This window comes from Candidatus Nomurabacteria bacterium (assembly GCA_023898625.1).
Classification (GTDB): domain Bacteria; phylum Patescibacteriota; class Saccharimonadia; order Saccharimonadales; family JAGQNJ01; genus HK-STAS-PATE-36.
Genome location: CP060231.1, coordinates 273080 through 287013 on the forward strand (window position 1 = coordinate 273080; position 13934 = coordinate 287013).

Annotated in this window: 16 protein-coding genes; 2 read left to right on the forward strand and 14 right to left on the reverse strand. The window is 37.3% G+C overall.

From position 1 onward, the window contains the following. Nucleotides 1-17 precede the first annotated feature (17 nt). The 7 genes from rpoD to H6793_01440 all read right to left on the reverse strand — a co-directional run bounded on the left by rpoD (nucleotide 18) and on the right by H6793_01440 (nucleotide 6624). Nucleotides 18-1124, reverse strand: coding sequence for an RNA polymerase sigma factor RpoD (rpoD, locus tag H6793_01410; protein ID USN95802.1), 1107 nt, complete (start codon nucleotides 1122-1124; stop codon nucleotides 18-20). Next, nucleotides 1117-2883, reverse strand: a complete 1767-nt coding sequence (locus H6793_01415) for a DNA primase (protein USN95803.1) — start codon at nucleotides 2881-2883, stop codon at nucleotides 1117-1119. The genes rpoD and H6793_01415 overlap by 8 nt, the downstream gene beginning before the upstream one ends. Before the next feature lie 211 nt (nucleotides 2884-3094). Continuing rightward, entirely contained in the window at nucleotides 3095-3976 is an 882-nt protein-coding gene (locus tag H6793_01420; protein ID USN95804.1) for a hypothetical protein, read from the reverse strand. An 86-nt stretch (nucleotides 3977-4062) separates the two neighbouring features. Then, complete coding sequence (locus H6793_01425; protein ID USN95805.1) at nucleotides 4063-4242, reverse strand: hypothetical protein; 180 nt, start codon at nucleotides 4240-4242, stop codon at nucleotides 4063-4065. Nucleotides 4243-4299: 57 nt separating this feature from the next. Further along, entirely contained in the window at nucleotides 4300-4800 is a 501-nt protein-coding gene (locus tag H6793_01430) for a disulfide bond formation protein B (GenBank protein USN95806.1), read from the reverse strand. A 9-nt stretch (nucleotides 4801-4809) separates the two neighbouring features. Beyond that, nucleotides 4810-5982, reverse strand: a complete 1173-nt coding sequence (locus H6793_01435) for an NAD(P)/FAD-dependent oxidoreductase (protein USN95807.1) — start codon at nucleotides 5980-5982, stop codon at nucleotides 4810-4812. A 96-nt stretch (nucleotides 5983-6078) separates the two neighbouring features. Further along, nucleotides 6079-6624 (reverse strand): hypothetical protein, encoded by a 546-nt coding sequence (locus tag H6793_01440; protein ID USN95808.1) that lies wholly within the window; start codon nucleotides 6622-6624, stop codon nucleotides 6079-6081. A gap of 123 nt (nucleotides 6625-6747) precedes the next feature. Here H6793_01440 and H6793_01445 point away from each other — a divergent pair, with 123 nt between their 5' ends. Both H6793_01445 and H6793_01450 read left to right on the forward strand, forming a co-directional pair. Next, nucleotides 6748-7458, forward strand: coding sequence for a hypothetical protein (locus H6793_01445; protein USN95809.1), 711 nt, complete (start codon nucleotides 6748-6750; stop codon nucleotides 7456-7458). Continuing rightward, nucleotides 7455-7946 carry a hypothetical protein gene (locus tag H6793_01450; protein USN95810.1) on the forward strand — a complete coding sequence of 164 codons (492 nt, stop codon included), beginning with the start codon at nucleotides 7455-7457 and terminating at the stop codon, nucleotides 7944-7946. Before H6793_01445 ends, H6793_01450 begins: the two co-directional genes overlap by 4 nt. 3 nt (nucleotides 7947-7949) lie before the next feature. Here H6793_01450 and H6793_01455 read toward each other — a convergent pair whose 3' ends face one another. The 7 genes from H6793_01455 to argS all read right to left on the reverse strand — a co-directional run bounded on the left by H6793_01455 (nucleotide 7950) and on the right by argS (nucleotide 13931). Then, a complete protein-coding gene (locus H6793_01455) occupies nucleotides 7950-8273 on the reverse strand; it encodes an MmcQ/YjbR family DNA-binding protein (GenBank protein USN95811.1) in 324 nt (107 codons plus the stop codon). Between the two features lie 27 nt (nucleotides 8274-8300). Continuing rightward, nucleotides 8301-9425: a LysM peptidoglycan-binding domain-containing protein gene (locus tag H6793_01460; GenBank protein USN95812.1), complete on the reverse strand. Its 1125-nt coding sequence runs from the start codon at nucleotides 9423-9425 to the stop codon at nucleotides 8301-8303. Nucleotides 9426-9502: 77 nt separating this feature from the next. Then, nucleotides 9503-10057: an oligoribonuclease gene (orn, locus tag H6793_01465; GenBank protein ID USN95813.1), complete on the reverse strand. Its 555-nt coding sequence runs from the start codon at nucleotides 10055-10057 to the stop codon at nucleotides 9503-9505. A gap of 39 nt (nucleotides 10058-10096) precedes the next feature. Then, nucleotides 10097-11338, reverse strand: coding sequence for a CapA family protein (locus tag H6793_01470; protein USN95814.1), 1242 nt, complete (start codon nucleotides 11336-11338; stop codon nucleotides 10097-10099). 65 nt (nucleotides 11339-11403) lie between these two features. After that, nucleotides 11404-11799 (reverse strand): MscL family protein, encoded by a 396-nt coding sequence (locus H6793_01475; GenBank protein USN95815.1) that lies wholly within the window; start codon nucleotides 11797-11799, stop codon nucleotides 11404-11406. Nucleotides 11800-11812: 13 nt separating this feature from the next. Beyond that, the gene (locus H6793_01480) at nucleotides 11813-12238 is read right to left on the reverse strand and encodes a DUF1761 domain-containing protein (GenBank protein USN95816.1); all 426 of its coding nucleotides are present in this window, start codon (nucleotides 12236-12238) and stop codon (nucleotides 11813-11815) included. Nucleotides 12239-12296: 58 nt separating this feature from the next. Next, the gene (argS, locus tag H6793_01485) at nucleotides 12297-13931 is read right to left on the reverse strand and encodes an arginine--tRNA ligase (protein ID USN95817.1); all 1635 of its coding nucleotides are present in this window, start codon (nucleotides 13929-13931) and stop codon (nucleotides 12297-12299) included. Between the last annotated feature and the right edge of the window lie 3 nt (nucleotides 13932-13934).

Below are 13934 nucleotides of genomic sequence, written 5' to 3' on the forward strand. Positions count from 1 at the left end.
TAAATTCGCAAATTGCATTAGCTTATATAGTCATGTATTTTCTTACTGTCTTTGTGCTTTCGTAATTTTGCTAGTGCTTTTGCTTCAATTTGCCTAATTCGTTCACGAGTCACATTAAATTCTTGCCCTACTTCTTCAAGAGTATGAGATCTTCCGTCTTCTAAGCCAAATCGTAGTTTTAAGATTTTTTGTTCACGTTCCGACAAAACACCCAACATATCTTTAACATGTTCTTTTAGTAATTGATTAGTTGCTGAATCCTCAGGACTAATAGTGTCTTCGTCTTCGATAAAATCACCTAGTACGCTATCCTCTTCATCGTCACGTACACTAGCATCAAGTGAGCTAATATCTTGTTTGATTTTCATGATGTGTTCAACCTTATCAACATCTATTTCCATCGCCTGGGCAATTTCTTCGTTTGTTGGTTCACGATTTAAGTCTTGAGTTAATCGACGTTGTGTCCTGAGTAATTTATTTATGGTTTCAACCATGTGAACAGGAATACGAATTGTTCTAGCCTGGTCTGCAATTGCTCGCGTAATTGCTTGACGAATCCACCAGGTTGCATATGTACTAAACTTAAAACCTTTATCTGGATCAAACTTTTCAACCGCTCGCAATAAACCTGTATTTCCTTCTTGAATAAGATCAAGCAAATCAAGGCCTCGTCCAACATAACGCTTCGCAATAGACACCACTAGACGCATGTTAGCTTCAGCCATTTTATCTTTAGCACGTTTATCTCCAGCTACTACTTTGTATGCTAATTCTAGCTCTTCCTCTGGTTTAAGTAGAGGGATCTTACCAATCTCTCTTAAATATAAACGTACAGAGTCATCAGAAATATCATCTGCATAAATCTGTTCTTCAACCACAACCTCCTCTTCTTCTGAAACCCATTCATCAGAAAAGTCTTCTGCATTTGGTTCGGTGGCTTCAATAATCTCAACTCCAGCATCTGTTAACTCGGCATGCAGTTTATCTAGTAAGTCAATATTATCTGGAGTATCAGGAATCTGTTTAAAAATCTCACGCTGTTCGATTTTACCATCTTTCTTAGCCTTTTCTAGTATTTTAAGTTTTGAATTTTCTAATGCCTTCTTGTCTTTATCATTACCCACGCACACTCTCCTTCGCGTTCTTTAATAAATAATCTAGTTGTTTTGCTTCTTCAAGTAGCTTTGCTTCATTCACCGATGAAACACCAGCTTTGAGTTGAGCAATAATGGTTCGCTTTTGTTCTTTTACGTAATGTTCTATTACACGCACCTGCAGTCGAGCGGCTTCATATTCAAGCTCAATAAACTCGAGGTTGGCATAGAGTTCCTCATACAATAATGAAACTACTTTACCATAATCACTCAATTTTTGCACATCATTTATTTTATCCATCAATTCTTTCGCCTTTAAAGACTTGTTTTTTGAGATAAATTCAAACATTTCTTTTGGTAAATCACCAAACAACATTTGCGAAGTAGCTACATTCATATAATGACGCAGACTAGGTTGCATTAATAACAAACCTATATATTGGTTTTCAGTTTTTAATATATCGGCTTGTCGCTTGTCTACTTGCTCGACCTCTCGCCCCCGTTTTAATGGGCGTTTTTGTGTAGGTGAACCCTGTTGCATCTTCACCGCAGTAACACTAACTCCAAGTTTATTAGCTACTACGTTTTGGTAGTGTTCTCTTTCCACCGAGTCAGTTAGTTTATTAATTATTGGGATAATCTTCTTAGTATATGTCTTTTTTCCTTCTCCAGAATTCATGTCGATATCTTTTGAGTAATATTCGATTAACCAATCCAACGAATAGGTTGATCTCTGAATGACATCCTTCCAGGCTTGCTCATCAGATTTTATTAGCTCATCTGGATCTTTGCCAGATTGTATACTTACCACACCAAGTTTTATATCCGATCCAGTTGCCAGAATAACTGTACGTTCTGTCGCGTTCTGGCCAGCTATATCTTTATCAAAACTAAGTCGAATATCAGGAGAAAAGCGCGAAATCTCCTTTAAATGTTGCAGAGTCATTGCCGTTCCGGCTGTTGCTACAACATTTTTAACATTAACTTGGTGGCTCATTATCACATCCATGTTACCTTCTACCACGACAACAAAATCATTTTTTCTTATTGAATCTTTAGCGAGGTGTAGCCCAAAAACATGCCTACTTTTATCATATAAAAGTGTTTGTGGCGTATTGATATACTTTGGACTATTTTTATCATCCTCTATTTGACGTGCCGTAAACCCAATAACCCTTCCCTGTGAGTCCATTAATGCTATCATCATCCGCCCCCTAAACATATCCTTTAACCGTCCACCATAGACATTGCCTAAACCAGCCTTCTTTATTTCATCCGGCGTGTATTGTTTATCTAACAAAAAATCACACAACGCCTGCCCACTTGCGGGTGCATAACCTATCTTAAACTCAATAATTGTTTCTTTGGTTAGTTCGCGCTCATTAATAACATAATTAAGTACTGTTTTATTGTTCTTCAGTTGTACTTGGTAGAACTTCGACGCAAGATCAAGCGCACCATACAAACGCTCTTTTAATTTTGAATTTTTGGCATAATTTTCACTACGATATTGAGATAAATCAACACCAGCCTTGCGCGCTAATAGCTCTAATGCGCCCTTAAAATCAAGCCCCTCCATCTCCATCACAAAACTAAACATGTTTCCACCTTTTCCTGATGAAAAATCATGCCAAATTTGCTTTTCGGGGCTAACCATAAAACTAGGTGTTTTCTCTGAATTAAAAGGGCTGAGTCCCCGAAAGTTCCTACCAGCACGTTTTAATTCAACGTATTCACCAATGACATCCTCAATAGCTAAACGTTGCTTAATATCCTCAACAGCATCCATAACGTACTACTATTGTACGCTACTCATCGCCAATAATTGGTTTAGTTATTAGACTTCCGTTAATCTTGAGTCAATAATATTCATCAAAAAACTCATGCTAGTATTTTTTACTTTTTTAACAGCGAATAATCTTGGGTGAGCAATTTTGTACCTTAGGACCCGTATTAACGAATAGCCCATATCACTAAAACCTACCGCAACTGTGTACTACTTACAGCTGATATGCCTGATTGGTAGGGATATTATCTGGATTTGAAATAACCAAATATCTATCCACCACAGGAAGTCCTGCTGCATCTGGGGCGGTACTGCGCTCTCCACTATCCACATCCATTATTCCAGATATCGGAATTCCTCTTTCATATAAAACTGTTGCCAAATCACCCAGATTATCAAGAGTATCTTTTATATCTACCTCCCAATTATCTCCAGAAAAGGGCATAGTCTTCACTCTGAAACCCTCCCTTGCTTCCTTAATTCTGACTGTAGCTGGGTCATTTGACTCTGAGCCTACTGTAATTTCTCCCCCGTTTTCCGTCATACCCGATAACATATCTAAAACAACCAGCCCCTCGTTTGGATTTGAGCAATCTCTAACCCCTGTAACTATGCTATTTCCGTGTTGGTCTTTGATGATTTTAAGGCCATCTAGTTTGATGGAAGGAAAATCTTCTGGTACGTCTTGTTTTTGGTGAATATCAACATTAGCCCAATCAATATCGACAGATAATCCTCGAGCATCTGAACTTGAAATCTGATCCAAATCACGAAACTCTCCAGTGTATGTCAATCCCCCAGGTATAAACAAAAAATCCGTTCCTGGGCGTTCAATAATCTTAGAGGAACTTCCTACACTATCAATAGTCGGTGTAGGTTGCATTGATAATTTTCGGCCATGATATTCTACGGCTTCAGGGACATGTTTAACGACCTCCGCCTTACCCACTCCTATTGATCCTAAAATTACACCTTCTATTGTCTGCATCTTATCACTCAATTGCGCTTCAGCTATTTGTCTGTCTTTGGGCTGTTCTTCTTCTGATGATAACGTTGTGTGAGTAGCGTCTGCCACAAAAAATACTAGGCCTGCCATTAAGGTCGCGACTACTCTTTTGCTACTATTGGGTTTTCGTCCTTTTTCCATGTTGATAATCCTCTTGTCTTGTCGGTTATATTTTGTTAGTCCATTGATGCACTTTGTGGTTCATCAAACAAGGTATGCGGGTCGTCGTCACCAAGCATCTGAATGTCTGATTCTTCGGCTAATTCCTGAGCAATCCATTCGTCCATCTGGTTTTGAGTCGGAGATATTACTGAGGGTGTTGCGCCTGAATTATCTGTGATTTTGATTTTTGACATTTTTATTGTGATCCTTTTTTGTTTTATATTGACCACTTTATATTAGCACAAGTACTTTTATTTGTCAATACCTGTTTTGCCTTTTTCTGCAGTTTTTCTTTTCTTAGAGTTCGAAGATTTTCGTAATAACCGAATATGAACAGATAATATGATTGTTAGTGTCGTGAACGCCAAAAACGACATAAAAGGAATTGTGATAAATCCGAACCAGTTAATTTGCGGCTCAGCACAAGAACTATCGATCGAACAGGTAGTAATTACCTCTTTAATTATTCCCCATTGCAGTAATGTATGATAAAAGGCTATCACCATACCAATTATGCTTAGAGGTAGTGCATAGTAAGCCGAGTTGTCATCTTTACGATAGACACCAACACCCAATACGAATGCTAACGGAAACATAAATATTCTTTGATACCAGCACAATGCGCAGGGCTTAAGATTTAGTATCTCACTCAATCCCATACTGCCAATTACTGCTCCCAGAGCCACAATCCAGCTAATGAAGACTAGGTTATTTAAAATCCATTTTTTGGGCTGTTGAAACACTTTATCCATCTCCTTATATTATACCTTACAAATAGGGCAAGTCTCTTCGTCAAGAAAACCACTACGCCAAACACTTAGCGCTTTAGGTATCGGCAAAAAGGATAGATAAACCTTCAGATCAGCCAAGCGCCTTAAAATCCAACCAATTAATCCATATATTTCTACTCCATGCCACGATACTGCAGCCCAATACTTACCTACCGGAACAGCATAAACAGGTTTTTTGGGCTTATATTTGATTAGTTGTTTGTTTTTTTGTTCACGAATTATATTGTTTGCGACAAATTTCGCATCGTGTATTGCTGTTTGTGCCATACCGCTATACTGTGTATCTGCGCAGTCTCCTATCACAAAGATGTTCTTTGTAGCCATTAAATATTCATCTACCACTACTCTACCTGCTCTGCCATACGAAAAGACCTTTGGGAATTTCTTGAAGAATGGATTATTTGCAACACCAGCAGTCCAGACAACAGTTTTGGATTCAATAGATCCATTAGGAAGTTGTATTCCCTCTATTGTCTCAGTCTTAACTGCTGTCTTTGTGTGAATTTTTATGCCCATATGACGCAATCTGGTTTTAACTTTTTTGGAATACCTTTTTGTCATGGTCGATAAAACTCTGGGGCTTGCTTCTATTAACTCAATATTAAATGTTGGGCGTACTTTATGTTTTTTTCGAATCTTCTTTATGTATGTTTTCAATTCAGCACTCAGCTCCACGCCTGTAGCCCCCGCTCCAATAACCACATAATTCTTCTCTGTTTTTGGGTCCATCAACTGTTCATGGATGTGGCGCTTCAATCTCAACGCTTCATGGATGCTTTTTACCCCATAAGCGAACTGTTTTAGACCTTTGATATTAAAAAATTCTGTTACGTTGCCCAGTGAAAGTATTAGCCTATCATAAGTATATACTGAACCACTTTCTCCAATAACTTGACTGCTTTTGTTGTCCAAGTCAACAATGATATCTTTAACGACTTCAACATTCTGTGCATAGCCAAAAAAATCGCGCAAAGGTATAGCTACCTCCAGTGGGGAATGCCCTGTGGCCGAACGATAAAGCGCTGGACGATATTCAAAATAACTTTCTGTAGATATTAGTTTAACTTCAATATTTTTCTTGTTAGCTAAACTTAGCGCTGTACGAATTCCAGCAAAACCGGCCCCTACTACCACAACCTTCATAGATTTATCAATCCAAAACGCATTATTTGTTCTGTATCCCGTTTTGATTTGTGTTTTATCACTCTCACCTAATCTCCTGTTTATGTATTAACCGTCTTATTCTAGTATCGGAAATTGCTTAACTATATTCTGTCGTATCCACCATTTACGAAAGCCCCACACCTGACGGTTGTTTGAATATAATAAGCCGAGTAGCACAATAGAATAAATAACATGTTCATCAACAAACGGATTATTCTCTGGAAATAGGGTTGCCAGCCACATCAACATCAATAATATAGCACCGCTGATTGTTGCTATTCTCATACCAACACCGAGTATTAGAGACAAACCGATAAGAAATAAGCCCGTCATGAATAAAAAATCGATTAATGAATTTCCGGCCATTGCCTGAAAAACATCAGATAAAGGGCCTTTTGTTCCGAACTTCAGAAAGCCCTCGGTTGGTGATGCTCCATTTATCCATGTTTTTTCACACATATACACAACGATATCTGTCTTTTTGTCTCGACATGTAGCAAATCCCAAGCCCAATAATTTATCAAAAAATGCCCACAAAAAGGTAAATCCTAATGTAATTCTGGCCAAGGCCCAAAAGTATACAGATTTATCTGCGGTTTGTTTCTTTCTTGTTTTAGACATAACACCCCCTGTTAGCTAATATATTTATTCTATAACATAAACAATTAGAAGTCATCCTAATAATAAACATTAGACTAGACATTAATCTGGTTGATATGCTCATGCTTTGGTATGATTAGTGTTATGGATCCTAGTAATCAATTTCAGCCAAATCCACAGCTTGGACAAACGCAAAATAGCCAACCTTCTCAGCAGGTAGTACAAACTGAAGTACAAGCTCCACAAACTCAACCTACTTCTGAAAACTTAGATAGTCAGCAGTTTGATTTTATTATGAACCCTCAAACACCACCAAAGAAAAGTTTACTGCCAAATAACCCGAAGCTAAAAATGCTAATTATAGGACTAGGCGTTGTTACATTAGTTGTATTGTTGCTTGTAGTTATTTTTAGTATTTTTGGATCGAAAGACAGCTCAACAGAATCATTAGTAAAGATTGCCCAACAACAAAATGAGATTATTCGTATCGCTGGTGCTGGTACCACAAAAGCTGGTGGCGAAAAAGCAAAAAAGCTAGCTGTAGTAACGTCAATGACTATGAAATCAGATCAAAACAGCTTAATTAATTATCTTGCAAAACAAAAACGCAAAGTAAAGGATAAAGAACTTGTATTATTAACAGACAAGAAAACTGATCAAGAACTTACCGCTGCCTCTAGTAATGGTCGTTATGATGAAGTGTTCACTCAAATTATTACCGAAAAACTTGCAGAGTATCAAAAATCACTAGAAGCACAATACGGCAGTGTTGGCCCCAAAGGTAAAGAAGTTATTAAACAAAGTAACGACAACGTCACCCTGATTCTTAAAGATAACACTAGAGCTTCTCAATGATTGGAAGAGAAAATTTCACCACACCCCAATGGATAGATATGCAGATGAGCATTAAAGAGTCGTCAAGATACATAATCCTTTCACATCCAGGATTCTTTGAAGATCTTAAGGATAGTTTCATTACGAAACAAGTCATTAAAAATTTTGCTGATAACGCAAACTCTGATCTCATTGATGACTTACTTGATTTTGATAACTATAGGTCTCCAATTCCAGAATACGCAAGAGATACATCCGAAGGTATTGAGCCACAATTACTTAGGGCAATTACTAACTCTGTTGCTCTACTTAAATTACAGGATCAAAGCTCTGCACTATTGTTTAAAGATCTGGTGACCAAAATTGCGAATAGCGTGCTTGACGCCGACAAGCATATTAGCCCAGCAGAAAGTGTAGCATATCAGAATATATTAAATGCGCTAGAGGCTGAACCAGAACCTATCATAAAAGAATGGGATCCAAAAAACCCTCTTGCTCCTTCAAAGTAGAAACTACTTAGTTTTATTAACCAGATTATAACTTAGATCAATTAGACCTTTTATATCATCCCACGGTAGTTGTCCGCTTAAGATAACCGTGTTCCAGTGCTTCTTATTTAGATGATATCCTGGCATAACAGATTCGTATTTTTCTCTTAAAACTTCTGACAATTTAGGATCACACTTAAGACTTATCCTAACTGGGCTACTCCCTTCTGCTATTAAAGCAAACATTTTACTATTTGTTTTATAGACTGCCACCCCTTTTCCAAATGGATAGTCAAGTATCGAATCAGGCTTTGATAATAAATATTCTTCTATAGATTTATGGTCCACGATATTTTCTTCATTAACTTACTGCATCTAGGCCTTCAACATTATATCAATAGCTTCCTGGTTTATAATTATCTTTTGTCCGCTGTATAATACATTTAAGTCTCTGATATTAGGATTAGCTTTAGATATTTCTGGCATAATCATCCCTATACGCCTATTTAACTCATGCTTTTCTATATTTAAATATGCAAAATTATTTTGCAATAATCTCCATAAGTTATCTCCTTTTTGGACAGAAAGCTCTTGCTCAACGACAGCAAATACTTGGCTGTTTTCTGTTGGGTTATTTTTTTGTGGTAAATTATTGGATTGCTCCGTATTCTGCATGTTATCAGAATTAACCTGAGCGGTCGCTTTCTGTTCCATTGGCCTATCGTTTTGAGTGGTTGATATTGATTTACGTTCTTGTGTAGTTGCTTCTTGTTGGTTTATTACCGTAGTTATGTTCGATTCTTCTTTACTTGCTTGTTGTTCGTCCTCTGATAGCCCTTTACTTACACCGAACATTACTACACCAATTAAGGCAATCGAGGCAATACCCTTAACTATTAATCTATCTCTTTTTAACTTATTGCTCCGTGAAGATGTAGGGGCATGTTCAGATTTTGAAAAAAACCCCCTAAGCTTCTCTACTAATCGAAACCTCCTAAGAATAAATTCTTGATTTTGTTGTGCGCCCAGAAAATTAGATCGAGATAAACTACTTCCTTCTGATAGCTCTCTCATATCGTGGTCACTAATTGTTTCGGTATACGTATGTGGATTGGTGGATATCACCCAATTAAATCTTGTTTTATACTCGGGTGATACAACCATACTATAATCTATAGATTCCGAATCTGTTTCGGCGATATGCAACAATTCATGAGCATTAAGAATATTGAGTGGATTTACATCATTTCTAATTGATTTATCTATATATATTGCAAGTAATTGGCGCTGTTTGAGTCCTACATCATCGTGACCAATTCCATAATAATTCGCAAATTCGTGGATAGCTTTATAAGATCTGTCTTCGGCATCTCGCCATAGTTCTGGGTCATTAACCGGTATATTATTCAGGCGTCGGATCCTTTCAATACTTACATTGAGAGCGTCATGAACTGACTCTTCATCTAAATGCAAACCTCTATAACGATCAATTTCAGGCACTATGAATCCTCATACAATATATCCAAATATTGTACTATACCTAAGCACATATTGCAACTTTGTTGTGCTGTATGTTTTTATTTTTGCTTTTTAAACCAGTCCAGATAATATTGAAGCTCAGCAATTGAGCCTTGCGTGTCTTCAAATGCGCGATGAATTTCAGGTTTGGTGTATTCCTTGCCAAACTTCCCCTGCATTAACACCTTCCATGAACTGACATCAAGCATTCTGTAATGAAGCTTAAGGTCTAATGTGGGCATCCATTGTTTAATAAATAACCTGTCGTTATATATTGAATTTCCAGCCAATACTGCTGGTTCATCGCCAAACTGTTCTTCAATAATTCCTATCAATTCGGATTCTGTATCTGCCAATTCCTTGCCCTTTTCTAAATTATTCACAAACTGATCTCTGTTTTCAGGATAATTTTGCCACCATGGATTTGCCTGCATTCGACTTACTACCACGTCTTTGGGTTGTTTTATGCAAGCTTCATAAGTAGCCAAAGTCTTAAAATCAAAATCTGTTATTTCGGCAGCGACTTCTAAAATAACATCATTCTTACAGTCTAGACCGGTCATTTCCAGATCCATCCAGAGAAGTTTTGTTGGTTTAAGTTTCTTATTAATCATTATTGACCATTATAACTCGATATTTGCCCATAACCATAATTACCTTTGCCCTAACTTCTTTAATGTTTCTTGCCAATTTGCACGCTCTTCAACTTCTTGTTGAGTGACCGAGTCAGCCTTCTGGGTTAGCTGTTTATACCCAGTTGTACTTGCAACCAAGCCATAAGTAAAAGTCGGTTTGATCTTTTTGAGCTTTAAGTCTTGTGCAAGTTTTAAGCAGTCGTCGTAATGTGTTTTACATCTATCTCCTAAAGTCAGCCATTTCGCGACATTTTCGTCATACTTAATCTTCATATTCACCTCAATTGAGGCTCCACGATTAGTTTCCTTGTCTAGTTGATCAAAGATAAAATTTCCTGTTGAATAAAATATCAGCTTATTTTTGTATACATCGCTGTTTTGTACCCAATGAGGACTATTTCCGATAACAAACTCTGCGCCTCCATCAATTATCGATCTACCTACAAATTCTTGATCAGATCCGGCTTTAGCAACATATTCTTGACCAACCTGCATCAACCCCACCACCGGCATGATATCTGCGTATTTCTTCATGACATCAAACTCCCCTGGATAGGGCTGTCTTTCAAAATAATGCCACGCACAAAAAGCTATCGGTAAAGAACCCTCTGTACTTGATCCATCTTTCTTATTAAGATGCACCTTCATAGACATAACCTCACATACATCTTTTGTTTCGGCCGGATTTTGATTACCAAGAAATTGAAACCCGGCATCTTGAGCATACTTCTGCATTTGCGGAAACTTGTCGCTACCCTGATCGTAAACATGGTTGTTTGCAAAATTTAAAACTGTAAAGTATTTTTTCATGGCAGGCAAAAATTCAGGACGGCAATTAAAAACGGTATTAGTAACTTGTTGACGATATGGTATATTCGCGTCCGTTATAGGACACTCGTTGTCTATGGTCCAGGCATCGTACTGAGACGGATTAAATGTATCTAGTTTGCTGAATGGTTGATTATAATCAATACTTCCATCAGATTTACGAGCCTCATTTTCTACTGCCCTTGCTGGAACAACCGTGCCGCTGAATAAATATTTTGCCTTTACGGTATCAAAATCGTGAATCTGCTCAGTTGCTTGATTATTGGCGTTTACTCCATTGCTCCCCTCTGTTGCACTTTTATTATTTTTCCTACTTTCATAGAAGAATAAACATACTAAAAGAACAACTATTATGATTATCACCAAAAACAACCATCTATATTTCCTTGATCTTTTCTGCTGAGATCTAGTAACATTGCCATAGTAACGCATTTACTTAAAATATAGACCTTATGACTAAAAAAATCTAATGGTTAATTTAACAACTAACAAATATGTTAGCTTTTCTTTTTATCGAGCTTATCAAGATGTAACCACTTAAAAGTAAAGTAGATAACTCCGGCAATTATTAAAAAATTAATCACAGCATACACAAATGCCCCCCACGCAAAAGATGCTGAACGAGAATTAATTTGAACGTATACCGATTTTTCGCTTAAACTTTTACTGCCACCAATCAGTAATCCCAGTATCGGATCTATAAAACTCCTAGACATCTGATCAATCAGTTGCTTGGCCTGAGTACCCATTACAAAACCAATCGCTAACCCAATTATTCCTTGCGTACGAATAAAATCTACAAAACCTTCCAACTCAGATTTGGCAGACGACTTAACCTTTTTGGTAACTTTTTTTGTAACTTTTACTCCGCTCTTCTTTGGCGCCTTCGCCATATTAGAAAATCTCCTATTTCCAAAGAGCTAGTATAACACCTATTGCTGACATCGTCAATATATCACCCACAGCAGTAACTACAAATAAAGAGAACGGGCGTTGCTCGTATAGCTTATGCATACCATTATTTGTAGCAAGGAGCCCAAAACCTACCAGCAAACCAAACAATAGCCCACTCCATGCCCCAGAAATTTTTAAGACATCTATCAAAACTGCAGTTGCCGCTGTCATAATCAGCAAAGTTATAAATGCGATAATAAGCCCAACGTCTGTTTTTGGGTTTTCGATATCTTTTTTCTTTAGCCCGATTGACTTTCTCCAAACCTGACCAAAAAAAGCATCAGAGTACCAAACCGCTGATATAAGCATGCCAACGCACGAGGCGATTACAACCGTAAACCAATTAATTTGATAAATATAGTCGAATAAAATATCCATAAAGATTAGACTCCTTGATAATTGTTATGCTTTCAGTATAGCAAAAACTTGTGTTTGTCTACATTTTTTCTAATACTGGAATTCCTAGAATGTCTAAACATTTTTTAAGTGTTCTAGTATACAAGCCAATCAATTTTACTCTTTGATCTTCTCTTTCGTCGCCAATCACCCTATTTTTTTCGTAAAAACTATTGAAACTCTGCGTAAGCTCGTATGTATAGTTTGCTAGTATATGTGGCGAAAGATCCTTTTGTGCCTTTTCTAAAATTTCGTTGTATTCACTTATTTTATGCAACAAAATATGTTCGTTAGACTCCAAATCAATAAGCATAGTATCTGTAGGTTCGTTTATTTTGCTTAGTATAGAATAGGCTCGTGCATAAGAATATTGAAGGTATGGGCCGGTATTACCTTGTAATTGTGTTGCGCCTTGAATATCAAAGACTACATCATTGCCAATTTTAACTTTTAAAAATTGATATCTTATTGCGCCCGTTATTATTGCTTCATCATTACTACTGTGCGACTCTAGCGCCTGCTTTATCTGATTAAATAGCCACTCAACTTCTAGCACATCACCATCCCGGGAGCTCATTTTTCCTGAAGTTAACTTAACTGTTCCTGTTGGAATATTTACAGTTGTGTTCTGTAAATTAGGCAGACACAATTCCGAAGCCTTGATAACACCTTTAAAATAATCTCTTTGTTCTTCAGCGGTTACAATATAGCTTTTTTCGGGATGATAGTCTCGATTCTTCAGTTGCATTAGCCCTAAGTCGCGGGCACCATATAATCCAGATCCATTACTGCCAACAAAAACATTATCGAATGAACCGTATTTAGATCCTGGAAACATTATCGCACCTTCACTTTCAATAAAAACATCTCCGACATGTTGCCTAACAGTCTCTACTCCTAAGTTATCGGCTTGACTCTCCAGATAGCGTCTTTCTGTTGGTTTGTTTCCAAGTCGTGCTACCAAATCATCTATCTGCTCAAAACTCCATTCCCTACAAGTTTCATAGACCTTCTTATAAATAGGGTCGTCAAGTATAAACGACTGTTTGGCCAGCCCGTCAATCTCTTTCTTGGCCGAATCGTCATTTTTATATACTTTCGATCCTTGGGCATACATCTGAGACATGAAACGGTTGCGTTCATTTACTGGAATAGTGTCTAGCTTTGAAGGATCACCCTCTACAAACTTAAGTAAACTATACATGCTTTTTCCAACGTGCAGACCAACATCGCCATGGTAACTAACTCTATGTGTATTTGCCCCAGAAGATTCCAGTAGGTTAGCAATTGTGTCTGCAAGCACACAGTTAAAACCGTGCCCAATATGCATCGACTTAAACGGATTAGGATTGTTAGTCTCAATCACCACAGTTTGGGTATTTTCATCACTTTTTGGAACAAGAATCATATCAACAAGAATCTCGTCACTAACTCTTAGGTTAATGAATCCTGGGCCAGCAACCTCAATATTTCTAATACCCTTTGCCTCATCTATAGAATCGACTATGTTTTGAGCAATTTGACGAGGGTTATCCTTCAGTTCTTTGGCAAGTAACATGGCAACATTTGTAGAGAAATCGCCAAAATCGTTATCTGTTCTTGTAAAAATAACTTCTTTATCAACGTTATATATACTGGCTATTGTTTTCTGGAAAATATCTTGGAGTCTGTCCATAAC